Below are 23,924 nucleotides of genomic sequence, written 5' to 3'. Positions count from 1 at the left end.
GCGGCCGGCAACGCCACGCCACTGGCGAGTGAGTATTGCTGCTGCCGAGTGAGTATTGCTGCTGCCGAGTGAGTATTCACGTACTCACTCGAGGGCGCGAATACTCACTCGAGGGCGCGAATACTCACTCGGCAGCGGAGGTCAGGGGCGCGGGGTGTAGCGCGTGGGCGCGTGGGTGCGGGCCACGAGATCGCGCAGAGACTCGAGGGACCCCGACACCAGGCCGGCGGCGCGCGCCTGCACCAGCAGGTTCCCCAGCGCGGTCGCCTCGACGGGACCGGCCAGCACCTCGAGCCCGGCGCGGTCGGCGGTGCGCTGGCACAGCAGCCGGTTCAGGGACCCGCCGCCGACGATGTGGATCGTCTGCACGTCCACGCCGCCGATGCGCCCGGCGAGCCGGGCCGTGTCGGCGAACGCCTGCGCCAGCGACTCCACGATCGACCGGGTGTACTCGGCGCGCGAGCGGGGAGCAGCGACACCGTGCTCCGCGCACCACGCGTCGATGCGCGCGGGCATGTCGCCCGGCGGCATGAACCGCGGGTCGTCGACGTCGAACACCGGCACGGATGCCGCATCCACTTCGGCCGCCGAATCCAGCAGCGTCGGCAGGTCGATGCGGTGCCCTTCCCGCTCCCAGCCGCGCACCGCCTCGCTCAGCACCCACAGGCCCATCACGTTGTGCAGCAGCCGCACGCGGCCGTCCACGCCGCCCTCGTTGGTGAAGTTCGCATCGAGCGCCTCCGCCGTGAGCACGGGGCTCTCCACTTCCACGCCGACCAGGCCCCACGTCCCGCAGGAGATGTAGGCCGCCGACTCCGCCCGCATCGGCACCGCCACGACCGCCGAAGCGGTGTCGTGGGAGCCGACCGCCGTCACGCCCACCGACGACGCGGCGCCGAGCGATGCCGCCACCTCCGGCAGCAGCGCCCCGAGGCGCTCGCCCGGAGCGATGAGCTCCGGCAGGATGCCGCGGGGAAGGCCCAGCGCGGCGATCAGTTCGTCATCCCAGCCGCTGCCGCCACCGCGCAGCAGCCCCGTGGTCGAGGCATTGGTTGACTCGGCACGGGCGTGGCCGGTGAGCCAGTACCCGATCAGGTCGGGCACCAGCAGCGCGGTGTCGGCGAAGTCCAAGAGCTCCGCGGGCTCCGCGGCCAGCTGGTACAACGTGTTGAACGGCAGGAACTGCAGCCCGTTGCGCCGGTACAGCCCAGCGTGCGGCATCCGCTCGTGCACCGCCGCGACGCCCCGCTCGGTGCGGGTGTCGCGGTAGTGGAAGGGCGAACCCAGCAGCCGGCCGGCCCGCAGCAGTCCGTAGTCGACCGCCCACGAGTCCACGCCGATGCTCGCGATGTCCGGCGCCTGCCGGAACGCCTCCCGAAGACCGGTCAGCGCGCCGCCGTACAGCCCGAGCAGGTTCCAGTGCAGCCCATCGACGGTCACAACCGGGTCGTTGGGGAACCGGCCGACCGTGGTGGCCTCCAGCGTGTCGGGCCCGACGTGGCCGACGATGACCCGCCCGCTGGTGGCGCCGAGGTCGACCGCCGCAACGGCGCCGGACCCCGTCGAGCCCGACCCGCTCATCGCAGGAAGGCGGCGGCGACGCCGGAGTCCACCGGGATGTGCAGACCCGTGGTGCGGGTCAGCTCCGGTCCGGTGAGCACGTACACCGCGTCGGCGACGTTCTCGGGGACGACCTCGCGCTTGAGGATGGTGCGGTTGGCGTAGTACTGGCCGAGGTCCTCTTCCTTCACGCCGTACGTCGCGGCGCGGTTGGCGCCCCAGCCGGCGGCGAAGATGCCGGAGCCTCGCACGACGCCGTCGGGGTTGATGCCGTTGACCCGGATGCCGTGCTCGCCCAGTTCCACCGCGAGCAGACGCACCTGGTGGGCCTGGTCGGCCTTGGTCGCCGAGTACGCGATGTTGTTGGGGCCGGCGAAGACGCTGTTCTTCGAGGAGATGTAGATGACGTCGCCGCCCATCTTCTGCGCGATGAGCGCCTTCGCGGCGGCCTTGGCGACGAGGAACGAGCCCTTCGCCATGACGTCGTGCTGCAGGTCCCAGTCCTTCTCGGTGGTCTCCAGCAACGGCTTGGACAGCGACAGCCCGGCGTTGTTGACGACGAGGTCGATGCCGCCGAAGGCGAGCACGGTCGCGTCGATCGCGGCCTGCACGCCCGCGGCATCCGCCACGTTCGCCGCGACGCCGATCGCCACGTCGGTACCGCCGAGCTCGGCGGCGGCGGCCTGCGCCTTCTCGAGGTCGAGGTCGGCCACGACGACGCAGGCGCCCTCGGCGGCCAGGCGGGTGGCGATGGCCTTGCCGATGCCGGAGGCCGCGCCGGTCACGAACGCGATGCGCCCCTGGTGCGTCTTGGGCTTGGGCATGCGCTGCAGCTTGGCCTCTTCCAGCGCCCAGTACTCGATGCGGAACTTCTCGGCATCCGAGATGGGGCTGTAGGTCGACAGCGACTCGGCGCCGCGCATGACGTTGATGGCGTTGACGTAGAACTCACCGGCCACCCGCGCGGTCTGCTTGTTCGCGCCGTAGCTGAACATGCCCACGCCCGGCACCAGCACGATGAGCGGGTCGGCGCCGCGGATCGCGGGGGAATCGGCGTCGGCGTGCGCGTCGTAGTACGACTGGTAGTCGGCGCGGTACTCGGCGTGCAGTTCCTGCAGGCGCGCCAACTGCTCGTCCACGGTCGCCGTGGCCGGCAGGTCGAGGATGAGCGGCTTGACCTTGGTGCGCAGGAAATGGTCGGGGCAGCTGGTGCCGAGCCCGGCCAGGTACGGCGCCTTCTCGGCGGCGAGGAAGTCCAGCACGGCGGCGCTGTCGGTGTAGTGGCCCACCATCGGCTTGTCGGTCGAGGCGATGCCGCGGATCGTCGGGGCCAGCGCTGCGGCACGGGCGTGACGCTCGGCCTCGGGGAGGGCGTCGAAGCCGGCGCGGATGCCGCCGAACGGGTCGGCCTTGCCGTGTTCGGCGATGTAGGTCGCCGCCGTCTCGATGATCCACAGCGAGTTGCGCTCGGACTCCTCGGAGGTCTCGCCCCACGCGGTGATGCCGTGGCCGCCGAGGATGCAGCCGATGGCCTGCGGGTTCTGCGCCTTGATCTCGGCGATGTCCAGACCCAGCTGGAAGCCGGGGCGGCGCCAGGGCACCCACACGACCTTGTCGCCGAAGATGGTGGCGGTCAGCTCCTCGCCGTCGGCGGCGGTCGCGATCGCGATGCCGCTGTCGGGGTGCAGGTGATCCACGTGCGCGGCATCCACCAGTCCGTGCATCGCGGTGTCGATCGAGGGGGCGGCGCCGCCCTTGCCGTGCAGGCAGTAGTCGAACGCGGCGACCATTTCGTCTTCGCGCTCGACGCCGGGGTACACGTTCACGAGCGCCCGCATGCGATCAAGGCGCAGCACGGCAAGGCCCGCCTCGGTCAGGGTGCCGAGGTCGCCGCCGGAGCCCTTGACCCACAGCAGCTCGACCGGCTCCCCCGTCACGGGGTCGGTGTCGGTGCCCTTCGCGGACGTGTTGCCGCCGGCGTAGTTGGTGTTCTTCGGGTTCGCGCCCAGGCGGTTGCTGCGGGCGATCAGTTCGGCTGCTGCGGGGTTGGTCATGAGGGAGTTCCTTCGGTGGCGGGAGAAAGTGCAGAAAGTCGGGCGGCGATGCGCTTGATCGAGGCGGATGCTGCGGCCTCGTCGGGCCGGTTGAGGTGGCCGTGCTGGGTGCCGCGTTCGGTCACGGCCTCGATGGGGACGCCGGCTGCCGAGAGCGAGCGCGCGAACGCCTCGCCCGACATGCGCAGCTCGTCCGCCTCGCCGTTGATCATGAGCACGGACGGGAACCCCGCCAGCTGTGCGGCTGTCGCGGCGCCGGGGACCGCGTAGACGTCGGCGGCGTCCAGCGACCCACCCAGGTAGTTCTCGTACATGCGGCGGACGACGTCGGGACCGAACCGATCGGCGTCGGGGTCGGCGTCCAGCAGCGCCCGCAGGTCGGCATCCGGAGCATCCTGCACCGCGTGGAGCGTGGGGTACGCGAGCGCCACCAGCGCAGGAACCGGGCCGCCCTTGTGCACGAGGCGCAGCGCGGCGCCGGTGGCGAGGTTGGCGCCGGCGCTGGCCCCACCCAGCGCCCAGGGCCCGGCGACGAGGCCCGAACCGACGGCCCAGGTGAACGCGAACCCGACCTCCTCGGAGGCGACCGGGTAGCGCAGGCGCTCGCGCGTGTTGCCCGCCGGGGGCATCGTCCATCCGGCCGGCACCGGGGCGAGGGCGTAGTCGACCGAGACCACCGCGATGCCGCGGTCGGCCAGCTGCCGGGCGACCCAGTCCGCCTCGGGCATGTCGAGGTCGCCGCCGGCGAATCCGCCGCCGTGGGCCCACACCAGGCCCACGCGGGCGGGCTCCGCGGGGGCGTAGACGCGCACGCCGAACGGGCCGTGCGGACCGTCCAGCGTGCGGTCGTCGGCGGCGGCGAACGGCTCCGTCATCGGGTCAGGCTCCCCAGCCGGCCTGGGTCCCGCCGACGCGCTCGGCCTCGATCTTCTCCTGGTATCCGGAGGCGGCATACGCGGCCATCGGATCGGCGGGAAGCCCGCGCGACTCGCGCCATTCGGCCAGTGCGGGACGCACGTCGGTGTAGAAGGCATCCATGAACACCGCCTGCGCTCCGAGCACGTCGTTCGCCGTCTGCGCCGCGGCGAGCGCGTTGTGGTCGACCAGCAGCGCGCGAGCGGTCATCTCCTGCACGTTGAGCACGGAGCGGATCTGACCGGGGATCTTCGCCTCGATGTTGTGGCACTGGTCCAGCATGAACGCCACGTCGGGGTTGTTCAGGCCACCGCCGCGGATGACCTCGAACAGGATCCGGAACAGCTGGAACGGGTCGGCCGCGCCCACGATGAGGTCGTCGTCGGCGTAGAAGCGCGAGTTGAAGTCGAACGAGCCGAGCTTGCCCAGGCGCAGCAGCTGCATCACGATGAACTCGATGTTGGTGCCGGGCGCGTGGTGGCCGGTGTCCAGGCACACCATGGCGCGCTCGCCGAGGGCGGCGACCTGCACGTAGGACGTTCCCCAGTCGGGAACATCGGTGTGGTAGAACGACGGCTCGAAGAACTTGTACTCCAGCACGAGCCGCTGCTCGCCGGTCAGGCGGGCGTAGATCTGCTGCAGCGAGTCCTGCAGGCGGTCCTGACGGGAGCGCATGTCGGTCTGGCCGGGGTAGTTCGACCCCTCGGCGAGCCAGATCTTCAGGTCACGGGAGCCCGTGGCATCCATCACGTCGACGCACTCGATGTGGTGGTCGATCGCCTTGCGGCGGATGGCCTCGTTCTCGTGCGTGAGGGCGCCGAACTTGTAGTCCTCGTCCTGGAACGTGTTGGAGTTGATCGTGCCGAGCTTCACGCCCAGGTCCTCGGCATGACGACGCAGCACGCTGTAGTCCGAGACCTTGTCCCACGGGATGTGCAGTGCCACCGAGGGGGCAAGACCGGTGACGCGGTTGACCTCGGCGGCGTCGGCGATCTTCTCGAACGGGTCGCGCGGGGTTCCTTCGGTGGTCCACACGCGGAACCGGGTACCGGAGTTGCCGAACGCCCACGAGGGCAGTTCGATGCCCTGCTGGGCCAGGGCGGCCTGGATGTCGGGGGTGAGGATGCTCATCGGGTGCTCTCTGTCGTGTCGGTGGTCGCGACGGATGCGGCCAGTTGATCGTGGAGGTTGAAGATCTCGGTCAGCGGAGTGGATGCCTGGTCGGGCCGGCCCTGCAGGCCCACGAAGAACCGGGACATTTCGGCCTCCCAGCGCGCGGCGACGGGGGAGGCGGCGAGGTAGGCCTGAGCGGCGTCGTCGTCGTCGGTCTCGTAGTAACCGATCAGGCGGCCGCCGTCGCCCAGGAACAGCGAGTAGTTGCGCCGGCCGGAGGCGGCGATCTCTGCCAGCATCTCCGGCCAGACGGGGCTGTGGCGGCGGATGTACTCGTCGAGCAGTTCAGGCTCGATCTGCAGCTGGAAGCAGACGCGTTGTGGCTGTCTCGTCATTGAGGTTCCTGTTCGGAGGGAGTGAATCGTTTCAAAAGGGTAACTCATCCCTGTACCTCCGCGCAATCGGATAGCGTTTGCCCCAGCGCGTCGCCGCACTCGATAACCTGGGCGACGGACGAGGGGACGCGGATGGTCGTCAGTATCAGGGACGTCGCTGCGGCGGCCACGGTCTCTGTCGGCACGGTCTCCAACGTGCTGAACCGGCCGGAGAAGGTCGCGCCCGCCACCGTCGAACGCGTGCAGCGGGCCATCGAGCAGCTCGGCTTCGTGCGCAACGACGCGGCCCGCCAGCTGCGGGTCGGACGCAGTCGCAGTATCGGCCTGGTCGTCCTGGATGCGGGCAACCCGTTCTTCGCCGATGTCGCCCGCGGCGCCGAGGCGCGCGCCGACGAAGCGGACATGGCGGTGCTGCTGGGCAACGCCGACGAGGACGCTCCGCGCGAGGCGCGATATCTCGACCTCTTCCTCGAGCAGCGGGTCAACGGCGTGCTGATCACCCCGACCACCGACGACATCGGGCGGCTGACGCGGCTGCGGGATGCCGGTACGCCGGTGATCCTCGTCGACCGCGAGATGCCCGATTCGGGGTTCTGCTCGGTGTCGGTCGACGACGTCGAAGGCGGGTTTCTCGCGGCATCCCACCTGCTCGCCGGTGGCCGGCGGCGCCTGATGTTCCTGGGCGGGCCGCAGGCGCTGCGCCAGGTCGCCGATCGCCTCCAGGGCGCGCGGCGGGCCGTGGAGGCCGTCGCCGGCGCGACGCTGGAGGTCGTGGAGATGCCGGCCCTCACCGTGCTGCACGGCCGGGAGGCAGGGCTTGCCGTTCTCGAGCGCGGCATGACCGCGAGGCCCGACGCGATCTTCGCGGCGAACGACCTGCTCGCCGTCGGTGCGATCCAGGCGCTGTCGATCATGTCGGGCGTGCGCATCCCCGACGACATCGCGCTCATCGGCTACGACGACATCGACTTCGCGGCATCCACCGTCGTGCCGCTGAGTTCCATCCGTCAGCCGGCCAGCCTCATCGGCTACACCGCGGTGGATCTGCTGCTGGCGGAGCTGGCCGATCCGACAGCGGACCACGAGCGCAACGTGCGCTTCCAGCCCGAGCTGGTGGTGCGCGACTCCACCGAGAGCGCGTGAGCCGGCGGCTCGACGAGCACCATCAGGGAAGGCAGTGCACCATGCGACACACCGATCTCGGCGCGACGGGACTGACGGTGGGCGAACTCACCCTCGGCACCTCTGCGCTCGGCAAGCAGAGCCTGCCCGGCTCGCCCGAAGAGGCCGAGGCTGTCAGGGTCGCGGCGGCGTTCCTGACCGGCCCCATCCCGCTCATCGACACCTCCAACAACTACGGCGACGGCCGCTCCGAGACGGTGCTGGGGCTGGGGCTGGCGGCGGTGGGGTCTCGCGCGACCGCCCGCATCGCGACCAAGGTCGATCGCGATCCTGTGACCGGCGCCTTCGGCCGCGACCGGGTGCTGCGCTCCTACGAAGAGAGCCTGGCCCGGCTGGGGCTGGACCGGGTCGAGATCCTGCACTTCCACGATCCGTACAGCGTCACGTTCGCCGAGGCCACCGCACCCGGAGGCGCGGTGGACGCGCTGCGCGAACTGCGCGACGCCGGCGCCGTCGATGCGATCGGCATCGCCGCCGGTCCCATCCCGCTCATGACCGAGTACGTCGAAACCGGGCTGTTCGACGTCGTCCTCTCCCACAATCGCTATACCCTCGTCGACCGCAGCGCCGAGGCGCTGTTCACCGAGGCGCGTCGCCGGGGCATGGGCGTGTTCAACGCGGCACCGTTCGGGGCCGGCATCCTCGCCAAGGGCGCGAATTCCCGCGCGACCTACGGTTACGTCGATGCGCCGCCGGAGCTGGTCGCCTGGATCGCCCGCGCCGAGGAGGTGTGTGCCGACCACGGCGTGCCGCTGGCCGCGGCCGCGCTGCACTTCTCGCTGCGCTCGCCGCTGGTGGACTCCACGATCGTGGGGATCGCGTCCATCCCGCGGCTGGAGCAGTTGCTCGCCCTCCACGCGGTGACGGTGCCCGACGCGCTCTGGGTCGCGCTGGACGGGCTAGGCCCTGCTCCCACGCCGCTGGCCGCGCAGGACGCGCAGGACGCCAGGGACGCCCGGGACGCGAGGTGACCCGCCCCGACATCGGGGTGATACTGCCCCGCAACATCGCTCCGGCGCGCGTGCGCGAGTTCGCGCTTCGGGCAGAAGCCCTCGGGTTCGATGAGCTGTGGGTCGTGGAGGATCTCGGGTTCCGCGGCGGCATCGCGCAGGCCGGCGCCGTGTTGGCGTGGACCGAGCGCATCCGGGTGGGGCTGGGCATCCTGCCCGCCGGTGCCCGCAACGCGGCGTTCGGCGCGATGGAGCTGGCCACCCTCGCGCAGCTCTTTCCCGGCCGGCTGCACGCCGGCATCGGGCACGGGATGCCGGAGTGGATGCGGTCCGTCGGGGCGTGGACCGACCGGCCGCTGCGCACCCTCGACACGCACGTGACGACGCTGCGTACGCTGCTGCGCGGCGACGCGATCGCCGGCGGTGTGCGCCTGGACGCCTCCAGTGTCCCGGCCGACCCGCCGCCGCTGCTGCTGGGGGTGCGCGGGCCGCGTTCGCTCGCGCTGTCGGGGCGCATCGCCGATGGCACGGTGCTGGCGGAGCCGGTGACCCCGGAGTACGCCCGCGCCGCGGTGGAACGGATCGGTGTGGCATCCGGTCATCGGCTCGTCGCGTACAACGTCGGGTCCGTCGATGCGGATGCCGCTGCCGCGCTCGCCGCGGCCCGGCCCGCGCTGGCGTGGATCGGGGAGCCGGGCTGGGCGCCTCACATCGACCCGCTGCCGTTCGCGGCGGAGTTCCATGCCCTCCGGGCTCGCAGCGCGTCGCGCGAGGAGTTCGCGCAGGCGCTTCCCGACGAGTGGGTCGCGCAGCTGGCGCTGGCGGGCACGCCCGCGCAGGTGCGGGCGCGCATCGACGAGCTGGCAGCCGCCGGCGTGCACAGTTCGGTGTTCGCGCCGCTGGGCGATCCCGTTGCCGCGCTGGAGTCGCTCGCCGCCGTCCTCTGACCCCGCTGCCGAGTGAGTATTCGTCGCGTCGAGTGAGTATTCACCGCGAATACTCACTCGCGACCGCGAATACTCACTCGGCAGCACGAATACTCACTCGACGGCTAGGTTGTGGGGACCGTGAAAACGCGGGGGAGAAGGGGCGAGGATGCCACGCAACTGGGCAGGGACCTACACCTACCGCGCGCCGCGGATCGAGGCCGCCGAGACCATCGATGACGTGCGGCGCCTCGTCGCCGCCGGCGGCCGCGTGCATGCGCTGGGCACGCGGCACTCCTTCACCGACCTCCCCGACACCGACGGCACGCTCATCGATGTCACCGGCATCGACCCGGCGTTCCACCTCGACGTCGAGGACCGCGCCGTCACCGTCGGCGCCGGCACCCGCTACGGCGAACTCGCGCTGTGGCTCGAGGAGCGCGGCTGGGCCCTGGGCAACCTCGGGTCGCTCCCGCACATCAACGTCGGCGGGGCCACCGCCACCGGCACCCACGGGTCGGGCGACCGCAACGGCGTGCTGTCGGCGGCGGTGCGGGCGCTGCGCTACGTCGGCGCCGACGGCGACCTGCACGAGGTGCGCCGCGGCGACCCCGACTTCCCCGCCCTCGCGGTGGGGCTGGGCGCGTTCGGCATCCTGGTGTCGCTGACCCTCGATGTGCAGCCGACGTTCCGGGTGCGGCAGGACATCTACACCGGCATCACGTGGGACGCCGCGCTCGCCGGGTACGACGAGCTCACCTCCGCCGGCTACAGCGTGTCGCTGTTCTCCCTGTGGGAGCCGGGCTCGATAGGTTACGCGTGGGTGAAGACGCGGTTGGATGCCGACGACGACCCCGTCCCTGACACCCTGCTCGACGGCGTGCGCGCCACCGGCGGCGAGTCACCGCTGAGCGACGCGGACAACGTCACCGAGCTCGCCGGTGTCCCCGGCCCTTGGCTGCAGCGGTTACCGCACTTCCGCCTCGACGCCGAGCCGTCGTTCGGCGACGAGATCCAGAGCGAGTACTTCGTGGACCGGGCGGATGCCGCGGCGGCGCTGACGGCGGTGCGGCAGCTGGGCGACGGCATCCGTCCGCACCTCATCGTCACCGAGCTTCGCACGGCCGCCGCCGATGAGCTGTGGCTCAGCCCGGCCTACCGCCGCGATGTCGCGATCATCCACTTCACCTGGCACAACCATCCCGACGGCGTCGCGGCGATGCTGCCGCCCATCGAGGCGGCCCTCGCGCCGTTTCACGCCCGCCCGCACTGGGGCAAGGCGCACCGGTTCGACCGCGCCGCGATGCAGCGCGTGCACCCACGCCTGGCCGATGCGCGTGCGGTGTTCGAGCGGCTCGACCCCGATGGGCGCTTCGTCAACGACCACCTGGTGCGTGTCGGGGTGCGCGAGCCGCGCTGACGCGGATGCCGCGCGCGCCCGCCCGCAGCCTCAGCCTCAGCCCGCGCGCTTGCGCACGCGCGGCGCCGCCTCGTCGTCGGGCAGGCGGATCGGCGTGGTCGCGGCGATCTCGTCGGAGAACGACTCCGGGGACACGACCGACAGTGGCCGGGTCTCGCCGAGCGTGAGGTGGAACCGGCGCGACTCGGTGCGGGTGACCCGCCCGGATGCGAGCAGCCAGATCGCACCGATCAGGAACGCCGCGAAGGCCGCCACGGCTCCCAGCAGGATGGCGTTGCGCGGGCCGAATTCCGCAGCCACCCAGCCGACGATGGGGGCACCGATGGGCGTGCCGCCCATCAGGATCGCCATGTACAGCGCCAGCACCCGACCGCGCAACGCGGGGTCGGTGGTGGTCTGCACGTAGCCGTTCGCGGTGGTCAGGGTCGTCACGACCGCGAACCCGGTGAGCATGAGCGTCAGGGCATACAGCCAGTAGTTCGGCATGAACGCCGACACGGTCGCCGCGACGGCGAACAGCGCGGTGCCGCCGATGACGACGCGGATGCGGGCGCGGTCGCGGCGGGCGGCCAGCAGCGCGCCGATGAGCGAGCCGACAGCCAGGATCGAGCTGAGCAGGCCGTAGCCATCGGCTTCCTGCCCGAACTCCAGCGCCATCGTCGAGGCGAAGATCGGGAAATTCATGCCGAACGCGCCGAGCAGGAACACCATCGCGAACGCGACCATGAGGTCGGGGCGCTTGCCGACGTAGCGGATGCCGTCGGCAAGCCGCGACGCCCCGGAGGCGTGCACGCGGGGGATCAGCTCACCGGTGCGGATCAGCAGCAGCGCCACGATCATCGCGATGAAGGTGACGGCGTTGACGAAGAACACCCAGCCGGTGCCGACCACCACGATCAGGACACCGGCGACGGCCGGACCGATCATGCGGGCCCCGTTGAAGGATGCCGCGTTGAGCGCGACCGCGTTGGAGGCGTTCTCCCGGGTGACCAGGTCGGATACGAACGCCTGACGGCTGGGGTTGTCGAAGGCGGCCACGACGCCCAGCAGCAGCGCGAAGGCGTACATCAGCGGCAGCGTCATGACGCCTGCCAGTAGCAGCGAACCGATGATCACGCCGATCACCAGGAGCGAGCTCTGCGTGATCATGAGCAGCCGCCGCCGGTCGAACCGGTCGGCCACCCAGCCGGTGACCCCGACCAGCAGCAGCGGCGGGGCGAACTGCAGCGCCATCGTGACGCCCATCGCGCCGGCATCGTTGTTGGTCAGTTCGGTCAGCACGACCCAGCTCAGTGCCGTCGCCTGCATCCAGGCGCCGACGTTGGAGACGAGCGCGCCGATGAACCAGACGCGGTAGTTGAACACGGAGAAGGAGCGGAACATGGCGCTCATCGCGACGCCACCTCCCGCATGATGTCGGCGGCCTGCGCGAGCACGGCGCGCTCGGCGTCGGTCAGCGAGGCGAACGCCTGCTCGAGCCATGAGTCGCGGCGGCGGGTGGTCTCCTCGACGACGGCCCGTCCGGTCTCGGTCAGCGAGATGTTCACCTTGCGGCGGTCCTGCTCGTCGGGGGTGCGCACGATGTAGCCCGACTCCTCGAGGCAGTTCACGGTGCGGTTCATCGACGGCGCGGAGACCCGTTCCCGGTCGGCGAGTTCGCCGAGGGTATGGTCGCCGTGCGTAGTGAGCGCGGCGAGCACGGCGAACTGGCCGTCGCTCATGGCATCCACCGCGCGCTGGGCGCGCAGGCGCCGGGCGAGGCGAAACGTGGCCATGCGCAGGTCGGAGGCCGAGGTCGATAGGTCCGGCGAGGGGGAGGGGGAGGCGTGTGGCGAACTCATACAGGTCCTTAGCGTAGCTCATTAGTGTTGCTAAGCAAAATGGGGTCCGATGGGCGTTGACCCGGCGGTGTGCAGACCTCTAGGCTCGACCTGCGACTGGGGAAAGCGCATTCCAAGCAAATCCGATTCAAAGGTGAACCGCATGAGAACCCCTGTCCCATGGACCCGTTCGTCCACCCGGATGACCATCGCTGCCGCCGTCACGGCCGCTGCGCTGGTGCTTCCGGTCCACGCCGCCAGTGCCACCGGGGCGGATGCCGCGGCATCCGCCCCCACCTCCGGCCCCGGCACCTCATCCCCGCAACTGGAGAGGCTCGACCGCGGCGTCGTTGCCGTGAGCACCGCGTCGGGGGTGTTCGTCAGCTGGCGCCTGCTGCAGGGCGAGGCCTACGGCGCCGGTGACACCGGCCTGGTCGGCACCGACTTCGTCGTCTATCGGGACGGTGCGAAGATCGCCACCGTCACCGACAGCACCAACTTCCTGGACGCTGCGGGATCCGCCGCCGCGACCTACCAGGTCGCCCCGGTGCTCGCCGGCCGCGAGGGCGAGCCGAGCCCGGCCACCGCGCCACTGGCCCAGGGACACCTCGACATCCCGCTGACCCGACCCGCTGACGGCGTCACACCCGCAGGGGAGGCCTACACATACGCCGCGAACGACGTGTCGGTGGGCGACGTGGACGGTGACGGGGCCTACGAGTACGTCGTCAAGTGGGACCCGTCCAACGCCAAGGACGTCTCGCAGGTCGGCTACACCGGACCGGTGTTCATCGACACCTACGAGCTGGACGGCACGCTGCTGAACCGCATCGAGCTGGGCGCCAACATCCGCGCCGGTGCGCACTACACGCAGTTCCTCGTCTACGACTTCGACGGCGACGGACGGTCGGAGACGATCCTCAAGACCGCGCCGGGGACGAGGTCGATCGGCTACGCCGCTGACGGTTCGGTCACGAACGAGGCCTACGTCACGATGCCGGCCGAAGATGTCGCAGCGGGCTACTCGCACGACGACGACTACCGCATGAGCGCCGCCGATTACGAGGAGCACCTCGTCGAGATGTTCCTCGGCTGGTCCGAGCGCGAAGAGGTCATCTCCGGCCAGTGGCCGGCCACCCTCGAGCAGGCCTTCGGCACCGAGGTGACCCACGAGTACCCGTTGTCGCGGGAGTCCGCCGAGGAGCTGGTCGACTACTTCATCGATGTCTACGCGCCGGGCAGGTCGGCCCGCAACGTGCTGCGCGCGTTCGAAGGCTTCATCCTGGACGGCCCCGAGTACCTCACCGTGTTCGACGGCGCCACCGGAGCGGAACTTCAGACGGTCCCCTACCAGCCGGGCCGCGGCGACGACGGCCTGCTGTGGGGCGACTACGCGATGAGCCGTATCGAACCGGGCAACCGCGTCGACCGGTTCCTCTCCGGCGTGGCCTACCTCGACGGAGAACGGCCGTCGGCGGTGTTCGCCCGCGGCTACTACACCCGCTCCACGATCGCCACCTACGACTGGGACGGCACCGCGCTCACGCAGCGATGGTTCGTCGACAGCGGCCACGTGCCGATGACGAACCCGTTCAACGACGGCCCGCACGGCCGCGACGGCACCGACCCGCAGTACGGCACCATCACGACGCAGGGCTTCCACAGCCTCAGCGCCGCCGATGTCGACGGCGACGGCAAGCAGGAGGTCGTGTACGGCTCGGCGACCCTCGACGACGACGGATCGCTGCTGTACTCGTCGTTCGATGTCATGCCCGAAGGAAGCGGCGCCCCCGGTGAGAACACCCGCCTCGGTCACGGCGACGCCATGCACGTCACCGACATCGACCCGGCGCGCCCGGGGCTCGAGATCTTCACCGTCCACGAGGGTGGCGCGTGGGCTCCCTACGGCACCGCGCTGCGCGACGCCGCCACCGGCGAGGTCATCTTCGGCGCCTACTCGGGCCGCGACACCGGCCGCGGCCTGATCGGCGACGTCCGCACCGACGTCCCCGGCATGGAGGTCTGGTCGAGCATGCCGGCGGGGACGGATGCCTCCGGCTTGCTGTCGGCGACCGGCGACGTGCTGGCATCCACCAACCCCGGCACCAACATGTCGATCCGGTGGGCAGGGGATCTCACCACTCAGATCGTCAACGGCGCCGAGGCGGTCACCCCGACGATCGACGACTGGACGCGCGGCACCCTTGTGACGGCATCCGACACCCGCACCAACAACGGCACCAAGGGCAACCCGTCACTGGTCGCCGACGTCCTCGGCGACTGGCGGGAAGAGCTGTTGGTGCGCACCGCAGACTCCAGCGCGCTGCGGCTGTTCGTGTCCACCGAGGTGACCGGCCACAAGCTGTACACGCTCATGCACGACCCGCAGTACCGGGCCGAGATCGCGCGGCAGCAGACGGCGTACAACCAGCCGGCCTACACCGGGTTCCACCTCGCCTCCGGCATGGACTTCGCCGGGGTACCGCTGCGGGCAGCCCCGCAGCCGGTCGCAGCCCCGGGTATCGCAGTCGGCACCGACGGCGTCACCGTGACGTGGGAGGCACCCGCTGAACCCGGCACGCACGACATCACCGGCTACGTCGTCACCCTCACCCCGGAGCGGGGCGAGCCGCTCGTGCAGGAGGTGGCAGCCGATGCCCGCAGCGCCCTGTTCACGCGCGTCGCACCGGGCAAGTGGACGGCGACCGTCGTCGCGGTCAGCGCCGCCGGCGCATCGGACCCGTCCGACCCCTCGGCCACCGCAGTGGTCAAGAAGGGCCAGGCGGTGCCGCTGGTGACCCGCGCCTATGCGCACTGCGTGGGGAACAAGGTCTTCGTCGGCGTGTTCGCGCTGAACGCGGGACCGCAGAAGGTCGACGTGCACATCTCGGTGCTCGACGCTGAGAAGCACAAGACCCTCAAGCGCCTGGGCGTCGTCACCGAGCTGCACAACACCGGTGAGCGGTCGATCCCGGCCGGCACCGCGACCGTCACGGCATCCACGGTCTCAGGCGGCGTCAGCTACACCTCGACGTACGAGGTGGCCTACCCCGCGGCGGCCTGCCGCCGCTGAGGCTCGTCGCACACGGAAGGCCCCGCTTCGTGCGGGGCCTTCCGTGTGCGTGGGGCGACCCTAGAATCATCGGCATGCCCGAGTTCATCGACGCACACGGCATCGCGATCGTGTACGACGTACACCCCGCCCGCACCGAACCCCGCGCCGCCGTGCAACTGCTGCACGGCGTCGGCGAGCATGCCGGCCGTTACGGCGCCCTGATCGCGGCGCTGACCGACGCCGGCTACATCGTCTACGCCGACGATCACCGCGGGCACGGGCGCACCGGCATCCGCCAGCACAACGGCGATGTCAGCAAGCTCGGGCGGCTCGGCAAAGGCGGGCTGCGGGCCGCGAAGGCGGCCGTGTGGCAGCTGACCCAGATCATCCACGAGGACAATCCCGCGCTGCCGCTGGTGCTGCTGGGGCATTCCTGGGGGTCGTTCCTGGCGCAGATGCTCGTCGATGAGCACCCCGAAGCGTATGACGCGGTCGTGCTGTCGGGGTCAGCGCTGCGCTGGCCGGGATCGCTGAACGCCGGCAACCTCAACGCGCCGTGGCACTCGCCCGGTGCGCTGGGTACCGAGTGGCTGTCGTCGGATGCCGCCGTCTGCCAGGCCTTCATCGACGATCCGCTGACGACGACCGTTCCCCTGGCGAAGCTGTTCGGGCTGATCGACGGGTTGCGGCTGTTCGGCCGGCCGCGGCGCGGGCTCGGCGTCGATATGCCCGTGCTGCTGCAGGTCGGGCGGGACGACACGGTCGGCGGGCCGCGCAGCGTGCACCGCCTGGCCGATGCCTACCGGCGCCGTTGCGGCTTCACGGACGTGACCACCCTGGTCTACCCCGAGGCCCGGCACGAGATCTTCAACGAGGTGGCGCAGGCCGACGTGCGAGGCGACCTGCTCACCTGGCTCGCCGCCCGCTTCCCCGCGGCATCCGCCGGCCCCGTCCCCGCCGCCTCCCTGGACCGTGAAACAGCAACTGGCGGCCGAGACAGCGGTAAATAACACGGTCTCGGCCGCCAGATGCGGTCTCAGCGTTTTGGGGCGTGAGGGGTCAGCCGTTGGCGCGGCGTGAGCCGCGACCGCGACCTGTGCCGGCGGTGGCGCGGATGTCCGCGACCGTGCTGCCGGTGGTCGGGCGCGAGGCGCGCTGCGCAGGACGAGCGGATGCCGGGGCGCCGGCCGCACGAGGTGCGCCCTGACCCGACCCCTGACCGTCACGGCCACGTCCGCCACCGCCACGGCGGGCACCGCCGCCACCGGCGCCGGAACGCTCGGGGCGCTCCGACCGACCGCCGCCGCGCTGGCCGCCACCGCCACCGCCGCCGCCGCGCTGGGCGGGGGCCTCGGGTGCGGGGGTGACGTGATCGGCGGGCTCGCCGACGAGAACGGACACTTCGGAGCCGTGCGGGGTGACGGCCTCGAGCGCGGCGGCCACCTGGGCCTTGCGCAGCAGGTCCTTCACTTCGCTGCGCTGGGCGTGCAGGGCCACCGTCACGACGACGCCCTCGGCGCCGGCGCGGGCGGTGCGGCCCGAGCGGTGCAGGTACGCCTTGTGCTCCATGGGCGGGTCGACGTGCACGACGAGTTCGACGTCGTCCACGTGCACGCCGCGGGCTGCGACGTCGGTGGCGACCAGGACGCGGACGCCGCCCTTGGACAGCTCCGCGCCGAATGAGGCGAGGTTGCGGTCACGAGCACCCTGCGACAGGTTGCCGTGCAGGTCGACCGCCGGGATGCCCGACGCGGTCAGCTGCTTGGCGAGCTTCTTTGCCTGGTGCTTGGTGCGGGTGAAGAGGATGCGGCGGCCACGGCCGGACGCGAGGTGACGCACCAGCGCGGTCTTGTCGTCGGTGCCGTGCACCACGAACACGCGGTGGGTCATGACGCCCTGCGGCACGCTGGACTCGTCGACCTCGTGACGGACTTCGTCGCGCAGGAACTTGCGCACCAGGCCGTCGACGCCGCGGTCCAGCGTCGCGCTGAACAGCAGACGCTGACCACCGGCGGGCGTGGCGGCGAGGATGCGGGTGACACCGGGCAGGAAGCCCAGGTCGGCCATGTGGTCGGCCTCGTCCAGCACGGCGATCTCCACGGCGGAGAGGTCGACGACCTTCTGCTTCATGAGGTCCTCGAGGCGGCCGGGGCAGGCCACGACGATGTCGACGCCGCGACCGAGCGCCTGCTCCTGCGGGCGCTGGCTGACGCCACCGAAGATCGTGGTGACGGTCAGGCCCACGGCGTTTGCCAGCGGTGCGATGACCGCGGCGATCTGCGTGGCGAGCTCGCGGGTCGGGGCCAGCACCAGGCCGCGGGGGCGACCGGGGCGACGGCCCGACGCTGCGGCGCCGGAGAGGCGGGCGACCATGGGAAGGGCGAAGGCGATGGTCTTGCCGCTGCCGGTGCGGCCGCGGCCGAGCACGTCACGCCCGGCGAGGGAGTCGGGGAGGGTGTCGCGCTGAATGGCGAACGCCTCGGTCTTGCCTTCGGCGGCAAGCACCTGGGCGAGTTTCTCGGGCACGCCGAGGGACAGGAAAGAAGAAGACATGGAAGTGCTTTCGGGCAGGGCGCACGGAGAAGTCGTGAAGGTCTCGGGTGCGGTATGGCGACGGCGCGGATTCGCGCTTCGGTTCGCCGTTCGAAAAGATGCCGCGACCTGGATCGGGGAGTCGTGACGACGACGTAGCGGCACGTGGCCGCTTCCCCCAGTCTATCAGCGGGGCCCGTAGGGTTGACGCATGCACGGTGAGTACAAGGTTCCAGGCGGCAAACTCGTCGTCGTTGATCTCGAAGTCGACGAGGGGCTGATCACCGACTTCCGCCTCGCGGGGGACTTCTTCCTCGAGCCCGATGACGCCCTGGCCGACATAAACGCCGCCGTTACGGGGCTTCCCGTCGAGGCCGACGTGGCCACGATCGCGGCGGCCGTGCGCTCGGCACTTCCCGCCGGTGCGCAGTTACTGGGATTCACCCCCGAATCGGTCGGCACCGCCGTGCGGCGGGCGCTGGTGACCGCACCCGGCTGGCGCGACTTCGAGTGGGAGATCGTGCACGACCGGCCGCTGTCGCCGCACATGAACCTGGCCCTGGACGAGGTGCTCACCGCCCGGGTGGGCGACGGCCGCCGCAAGCCCACCATGCGCATCTGGACGTGGGACTCGTCCGCCGTCGTGATCGGCTCGTTCCAGTCGTACCGCAACGAGGTCGACCCCGAGGGGGCTGCCAAGCACGGCTTCGAGGTCGTACGTCGCATCTCCGGCGGCGGGGCCATGCTGATCTCCGCGGAGTGGATCATCACGTACTCGCTGTACGTGCCGGCATCCCTCGTCGCCGGCATGACCTTCGCGGATTCGTACGCCTTCCTCGACGACTGGGCCCTGCAGGCGCTGCGGTCGCTGGGCATCGACGCCACCTACAAGCCGCTCAACGACATCTCCTCCCCCCAGGGCAAGATCGGCGGGGCCGCGCAGAAGCGCCTCGCCAACGGCGGGGTGCTGCACCACGCGAGCCTCAGCTACGACATGGACGGGCAGGTGCTGACCGAGGTGCTGCGCATCGGCCGGGAGAAGCTCAGCGACAAGGGCACCGCCTCTGCCGCCAAGCGGGTCGATCCGCTGCGCAGCCAGACCGGCCTGCCGCGGGAGGAGATCATCGAGCGGTTCAAGACCACCTTCGCCAACCTGTACGGCGCGACCGAGGGGCAGATCACCGAGGACGAGTACGCCGAAGCCGAGGCCCTCGTACAGTCCAAGTTCGCCACCGACGCGTGGCTGCACCGGGTTCCGTGATCGGCGCAGGCGAGCAACCCGGCCGCGTCGACATCCACCACGGCGACAACCTCTCCGTCGCGCGCACCCTCGACGACGGCTCCTTCACCCTCATCTACCTCGACCCGCCGTTCAACACCGGCCGCACGCAGAAGCGTGCCGTCGAATCCGCCGTCAGGATTCAGGCTGAGAGCGACGAACCGGCCGAAAACGGGGGATCTGCGCCGCTGAGGCTGAATTCCGACGCCGATCCGGTGAAGACCGGGTTCCGCGGGCGCGAATACTCCCGCCTGCGCGGCGACCTCAGCCGCTACGACGACCGGTTCGAGAACTACTGGGACTTCCTCGAGCCCCGCCTCGCCGAGGCCTGGCGCCTGCTCGCCGACGACGGCACGCTGTACCTGCACCTGGATTACCGCGAGGCCCACTACGCCAAGGTGCTGCTGGATGCCCTCGTCGGGCGGGACCGGTTCCTCAACGAGCTGATCTGGGCCTACGACTACGGCGCCAAGAGCCGCAGCCGCTGGCCCACCAAGCACGACACGATCCTGGTGTACGTCAAGAATCCCCGCGGCTACCACTTCGACTCCACCGCCGTGGACCGGGAGCCCTACATGGCCCCCGGCCTGGTGACCCCCGAGAAGGCGGCACGCGGCAAGCTCCCCACCGACGTGTGGTGGCACACCATCGTGCCGACGTCGGGACGGGAGAAGACCGGCTACCCGACGCAGAAGCCCGAGGGCATCCTGCGGCGCATCGTGCAGGCCTCCAGCCGCCCCGGCGACCGCGTGCTGGACCTCTTCGCCGGCAGCGGCACCACCGGCGCGGTCGCGTCGGCACTCGGCCGCGACGCGGTGCTGGTGGACGCCAACACCGAGGCCATCGAGATCATGCGCACGCGGATGCCGCACGCCACGATCCACCGCACTGAAACGTTGCAGCCAGGGCCCGTGGAATCCGTAGGCTGACCGCATGCGATTCGGAACTTTCCTCCCCCAGGGCTGGCGTCACGACCTCGTCGGCATCGACCCGGCCGACCACTGGCCCCTCATGCGGAGCCTCGCCCAGCAGGCGGATGCCGGGCCCTGGGAGTCCCTCTGGGTGTACGACCACTTCCACACCGTCCCGGTCCCGAGTGACGAGGCCACCCACGAGGCGTGGACCCTGATGGCTGCGTTCGCCGCGTCGACCAGCCGCATCCGGCTCGGCCAGATGTGCACGTGCATGGGGTACCGCAACCCCGCCTACCTCGCCAAGGTCGCCGCGACCGTCGACCACGTCTCGGCCGGACGGGTCGAGATGGGCATCGGCGCCGGCTGGTACGAGCACGAGTGGCGTGCCTACGGCTACGGGTTCCCCGGCATCGGCCAGCGGCTGAAGATGCTCGCCGAGGGCGTCGACATCATGCGGCAGGCGTGGACCACCGGACAGGCGACCCTCGACGGCGAGCACTACCAGCTCGACGGCGCGATCGTGCAGCCGCTGCCGCGGCAGGCCGGCGGCATTCCGCTGTGGATCGCCGGCGGCGGCGAGAAGAAGACCCTCCGCATCGCCGCGGAGTATGCGCAGTACACCAACTGGTCCAGCGTGCCGGCGGAGTTCAGTCACAAGAAGCAGATCCTCGAAGCGCACTGCGCCGACATCGGCCGGGACCCGGCCGAGATCGTGCTGTCGGCCAACTTCAACACCGTGATCGGCGCGACCGAGGCCGACGTCGCCGACCGGCTTGCGGCCATCGAGGCGCGGGTGGCCCCGTTCCTCGGCGACGCGACCGAAGGGTTCATGGCCGACTACCACTCCGACCGGGCCCTCGTCGGCACGCCGGCGCAGGCGATCGAACGGCTGCAGGACATGCGCGATCGGGGCCTGGCCTACGCGATCCACTACTTCCCGGAGATGGCGTACGACCGCTCCGGCGTCGAGCTGTTCGAGCGCGAGGTGATCCCCGCGCTCAGCTGACGAGCGGCTGCACGCCGGCGTACCCGTCGGCGATCACGTCGGGGGCAGATGCCGCACCGCCGAACACCCGGGTGGCTCCCGGCTGCGACGTCCACGGCGTCCAGCCGGGGTCGCCCTCGCGGAGGAAGGCGACCGCCGAGCCGTGCACCGCGTCGGCCAGGGCGCGCGGCGGCGCGTCGCCGGCTATCGCGGCGACCCCGTCGGCGTCGAGGCAGTCGAACCAGAACGGCACGTCGACGCAGTGCATCGCCCAGTGCTTGGTGGGGGAGACCCACGAGAACCGGTACACCCACGTCGGCGCGGACGCGGTCGCTCGTGCCTGGGCCACCCGCATCACGAGGGAGCGGAAAATCCGGTCGGTGACGAACCGGCCGAGCACCGCCGCGGTGCCGAGCCGGCGCTGCGGCCGGTTCGCGGCGAGGTAGCCGCGGCGCGTCACCCGGTCCGGCAGCACCAGGCCGACCGCGATGGATGCCGGGACGAACCGCAGCGTCTTGTGCAGTCCCTCGGTGACGCCGGTGAACTCGTCGTCGGTCGCGCCGATCACGAGAGGTTTGTCGGCGCCGACACCGGCGGCCAGCGCCTCGAGGGTCGGCTGCGGCAGCAGATCGCCGTCGACCAGCGGCCCCCAAGGCGGCCCCTGGTCGAGCAGGTCCCGCACCGGCGCAAGCCTGCCCGCTGTCTCGGGCCTGCCCGCCGCTTCCTGCAGGGCGGACAGCCGCTCCTCCGGCACCGAGGCGAAGCCGGCGCGGGTGGCGGGCACCCCGGCCAGGGTGGCCAGTCGCCGGGCCGCCCGGGCGGCGCGCGGCGGCCGCACGTCGGCGATCGCGGCGGACAGGGCGATCGCGGCGCGGAAGAGGTGCTGGGCGGCGGGCATCCCCAGCAGCGCCAGCACCGCGCCGCCGCCGGCGGACTGCCCGGCGATCGTGACGCGCTCCGGGTCGCCGCCGAACGCGGCGATGTTCTGCCGCACCCACTCCAGCCCGGCCAGCCAGTCCCGGACGCCGCGGTTGGACGGCGCGCCCTCGATCGCCCCGAAACCGTCGAAGCCGAGCCGGTACGACACCGTGACCGTCACCACCCCGTCGCGGTTGAACGCCCGCCCGTCGTACCAAGGGCTCGCCGGCGACCCCGAGGTGAACCCGCCGCCGTGGATGTAGACCAGCACCGGCAGCCGGGCGGCCGAGTCGGCCGGCCGCGGGGTGAACACGTTGACGTTCAGGGTCGACTCGCCCGGGATCGACGGCTCCGGGATGAGCGTGATGCCCTCGGCGTTGCGGTGCGGGGTGGCGCCGTACGCGGTGGCATCGCGGACGCCCTGCCACGGCGGCACCGGTACCGGCGCGGCGAAACGCAGGTCGCCGGTCGGCGGCTGGGCGAAGGGGATGCCGAGGAAGGCCGCCGACGCGGCGCCGGCATCCTCCCGCCAGAACCCGCGCACGGCGCCTGCTGCGGTGGTGACGACGGGGGGTTCGTTCATGGCTGAAGCGTAAACCGCCCGGCACTCGCCGCTGCGAACCGGGTGACATATGGTGTGCCCATGACAGCGCAGTCGCTTCCGCCAGCATCCGAACTCACCCTCGAGCAGAAAGCCTCGCTGACCAGCGGCGCCGACTTCTGGACAACGAAAGCCGTCGACAGCGCCGGCGTCCCGTCGATCATGATGACCGACGGCCCGCACGGCCTGCGCAAGCAGACCGAGGCGACCGACCACCTGGGGTTGGGCGCCAGCGTGCCGGCGACGTGCTTCCCGCCCGCCGTGGGGCTGGGTTCCTCGTTCGACCCGGAGCTGGTGGAGCGGGTGGGCGCGGCGATCGGGCTCGAGGCGGCCATCGAGGACGTGGCGGTCGTGCTCGGCCCCGGCATCAACATCAAGCGGATGCCGCTGTGTGGCCGCAACTTCGAGTACTACTCCGAGGACCCGCTGGTGTCGGGGGTGCTCGGTGCGGCCGCGGTGCGCGGCATCCAGTCCCGCGGCGTCGGTGCGTCGCTGAAGCACTTCGCCGCCAACAACCAGGAGACCGACCGGCTGCGGGTCAGCGCCGACGTCGACCCGCGGCCGCTGCGGGAGATCTACCTGCGCGGCTTCCAGCGGGTCGTGCAGCAGGCGCGGCCGTGGACGGTGATGTGTGCGTACAACCGGATCAACGGCGTCTACGCGTCGCAGGATCCGTGGCTGCTCACGCGGGTGCTGCGCGAGGAGTGGGGCTTCGAGGGCCTCGTCGTCTCGGACTGGGGCGCCGTCGAGGATCGCGTCGTGGGGCTGCCGGCGGGGCTGGATCTGGAGATGCCCGCCAGCGGTGGGCGCACCGACGCGCAGCTGGTCGCCGCCGTCCGGGGCGGCACGCTTGCCGAAGCGGCGCTGGACACCGCCGCGCAGCGGGTGATCGATCTGGTGGCCAAAGCCGGCCGCCGGCCCGCCGCGACCGGTCCGCTGGACATCGACGCCCACCACGCACTGGCGCGGGAGGCGGCGGGCCGCTCGATCGTGCTGCTGAAGAACGACGACGACCTGCTGCCGCTACGGCCGGACGCGCGACTGGCCGTGATCGGCGCGTTCGCCGCCGCGCCCCGCTACCAGGGCGCCGGGTCGTCGCTGATCAACCCGACCCGGCTGGACAACGCCCTCGCCGAGATCCGCGAACTCGCCACGGGGGAAGTGGCCTTCGCACCCGGGTTCATCCTCACCGGCGACGCGGACCCCGAAGCGGATGCCGCGGCGCTGCGGGCCGAGGCGGGCGCCCCCCCCGCCACCCCCCCACACCCCGGGGGGGTTGAGGGGGGGGGCGGGGGCGGGGCGGAG

At 71.3% G+C, this 23,924-nt stretch carries 19 protein-coding genes; 10 read left to right on the top strand and 9 right to left on the bottom strand.

What is annotated here, in order from left to right:
- Positions 1-141 precede the first annotated feature (141 nt).
- Genes NQ151_RS09380 through NQ151_RS09360 form a run of 5 tightly spaced genes read right to left on the bottom strand, consistent with a single transcriptional unit; the run spans position 142 to position 6,037 of the window.
- Entirely contained in the window at positions 142-1,581 is a 1,440-nt protein-coding gene (locus NQ151_RS09380) for a rhamnulokinase (RefSeq protein ID WP_257527909.1), read from the bottom strand.
- Entirely contained in the window at positions 1,578-3,614 is a 2,037-nt protein-coding gene (locus NQ151_RS09375; protein WP_257527908.1) for a bifunctional aldolase/short-chain dehydrogenase, read from the bottom strand. Before NQ151_RS09375 ends, NQ151_RS09380 begins: the two co-directional genes overlap by 4 nt.
- Positions 3,611-4,489 carry an alpha/beta hydrolase fold domain-containing protein gene (locus NQ151_RS09370; protein ID WP_257527907.1) on the bottom strand — a complete coding sequence of 293 codons (879 nt, stop codon included), beginning with the start codon at positions 4,487-4,489 and terminating at the stop codon, positions 3,611-3,613. The genes NQ151_RS09375 and NQ151_RS09370 overlap by 4 nt, the downstream gene beginning before the upstream one ends.
- A gap of 4 nt (positions 4,490-4,493) precedes the next feature.
- Positions 4,494-5,660, bottom strand: coding sequence for an L-rhamnose isomerase (gene rhaI, locus NQ151_RS09365; RefSeq protein ID WP_257527906.1), 1,167 nt, complete (start codon positions 5,658-5,660; stop codon positions 4,494-4,496).
- A complete protein-coding gene (locus tag NQ151_RS09360; RefSeq protein WP_257527905.1) occupies positions 5,657-6,037 on the bottom strand; it encodes an L-rhamnose mutarotase in 381 nt (126 codons plus the stop codon). The genes rhaI and NQ151_RS09360 overlap by 4 nt, the downstream gene beginning before the upstream one ends.
- Before the next feature lie 132 nt (positions 6,038-6,169).
- Here NQ151_RS09360 and NQ151_RS09355 point away from each other — a divergent pair, with 132 nt between their 5' ends.
- From NQ151_RS09355 to NQ151_RS09340, 4 genes are all read left to right on the top strand, one after another.
- Entirely contained in the window at positions 6,170-7,180 is a 1,011-nt protein-coding gene (locus NQ151_RS09355; protein WP_257507588.1) for a LacI family DNA-binding transcriptional regulator, read from the top strand.
- Between the two features lie 41 nt (positions 7,181-7,221).
- Positions 7,222-8,190 carry an aldo/keto reductase gene (locus NQ151_RS09350; RefSeq protein ID WP_257527904.1) on the top strand — a complete coding sequence of 323 codons (969 nt, stop codon included), beginning with the start codon at positions 7,222-7,224 and terminating at the stop codon, positions 8,188-8,190.
- A complete protein-coding gene (locus NQ151_RS09345; RefSeq protein WP_257527903.1) occupies positions 8,187-9,116 on the top strand; it encodes an LLM class flavin-dependent oxidoreductase in 930 nt (309 codons plus the stop codon). Before NQ151_RS09350 ends, NQ151_RS09345 begins: the two co-directional genes overlap by 4 nt.
- 148 nt (positions 9,117-9,264) lie before the next feature.
- Entirely contained in the window at positions 9,265-10,515 is a 1,251-nt protein-coding gene (locus NQ151_RS09340; RefSeq protein WP_257527902.1) for a D-arabinono-1,4-lactone oxidase, read from the top strand.
- A gap of 36 nt (positions 10,516-10,551) precedes the next feature.
- On the opposite strand, the gene NQ151_RS09335 is transcribed toward NQ151_RS09340, so the two are convergent.
- Complete coding sequence (locus NQ151_RS09335; protein WP_374113784.1) at positions 10,552-11,898, bottom strand: MFS transporter; 1,347 nt, start codon at positions 11,896-11,898, stop codon at positions 10,552-10,554.
- Positions 11,899-11,903: 5 nt separating this feature from the next.
- On the bottom strand, positions 11,904-12,290 hold the full coding sequence (locus tag NQ151_RS09330; RefSeq protein WP_502883572.1) for a MarR family winged helix-turn-helix transcriptional regulator: 387 nt from the start codon (positions 12,288-12,290) through the stop codon (positions 11,904-11,906).
- A 208-nt stretch (positions 12,291-12,498) separates the two neighbouring features.
- Between NQ151_RS09330 and NQ151_RS09325 the strand changes: the two genes are divergently transcribed.
- Positions 12,499-15,408, top strand: coding sequence for a rhamnogalacturonan lyase family protein (locus tag NQ151_RS09325; protein ID WP_353477567.1), 2,910 nt, complete (start codon positions 12,499-12,501; stop codon positions 15,406-15,408).
- A gap of 74 nt (positions 15,409-15,482) precedes the next feature.
- Positions 15,483-16,400: an alpha/beta fold hydrolase gene (locus NQ151_RS09315; RefSeq protein ID WP_257527901.1), complete on the top strand. Its 918-nt coding sequence runs from the start codon at positions 15,483-15,485 to the stop codon at positions 16,398-16,400.
- A gap of 49 nt (positions 16,401-16,449) precedes the next feature.
- On the opposite strand, the gene NQ151_RS09310 is transcribed toward NQ151_RS09315, so the two are convergent.
- Positions 16,450-17,943, bottom strand: coding sequence for a DEAD/DEAH box helicase (locus NQ151_RS09310; RefSeq protein WP_257507595.1), 1,494 nt, complete (start codon positions 17,941-17,943; stop codon positions 16,450-16,452).
- Positions 17,944-18,133: 190 nt separating this feature from the next.
- On the opposite strand from NQ151_RS09310, the gene lplAB reads away from it, so the two are divergent.
- Genes lplAB through NQ151_RS09295 form a run of 3 tightly spaced genes read left to right on the top strand, consistent with a single transcriptional unit; the run spans position 18,134 to position 21,121 of the window.
- Complete coding sequence (lplAB, locus tag NQ151_RS09305; RefSeq protein ID WP_257507596.1) at positions 18,134-19,183, top strand: lipoate-protein ligase LplAB; 1,050 nt, start codon at positions 18,134-18,136, stop codon at positions 19,181-19,183.
- Positions 19,162-20,130 (top strand): DNA-methyltransferase, encoded by a 969-nt coding sequence (locus NQ151_RS09300; RefSeq protein ID WP_502883571.1) that lies wholly within the window; start codon positions 19,162-19,164, stop codon positions 20,128-20,130. Before lplAB ends, NQ151_RS09300 begins: the two co-directional genes overlap by 22 nt.
- Before the next feature lie 4 nt (positions 20,131-20,134).
- On the top strand, positions 20,135-21,121 hold the full coding sequence (locus NQ151_RS09295; protein ID WP_257527900.1) for an LLM class F420-dependent oxidoreductase: 987 nt from the start codon (positions 20,135-20,137) through the stop codon (positions 21,119-21,121).
- Here the strand turns inward: NQ151_RS09295 and NQ151_RS09290 are convergent.
- Complete coding sequence (locus NQ151_RS09290; protein ID WP_257527899.1) at positions 21,114-22,601, bottom strand: carboxylesterase/lipase family protein; 1,488 nt, start codon at positions 22,599-22,601, stop codon at positions 21,114-21,116. The two genes, NQ151_RS09295 and NQ151_RS09290, sit on opposite strands and share 8 nt — an antisense overlap.
- A 60-nt stretch (positions 22,602-22,661) precedes the next feature.
- Here NQ151_RS09290 and NQ151_RS09285 point away from each other — a divergent pair.
- A partial coding sequence (locus NQ151_RS09285; protein WP_257527898.1) for a glycoside hydrolase family 3 N-terminal domain-containing protein occupies positions 22,662-23,924 on the top strand: 1,263 nt, incomplete at its 3' end.

The organism is Microbacterium sp. zg-YB36 (genome assembly GCF_024623575.2).
In the GTDB taxonomy this organism is placed as follows: Bacteria; Actinomycetota; Actinomycetes; order Actinomycetales; family Microbacteriaceae; genus Microbacterium.
Note: the sequence above shows the minus strand (reverse complement) of the source record. Positions and strands in the feature narration are given on the sequence as shown.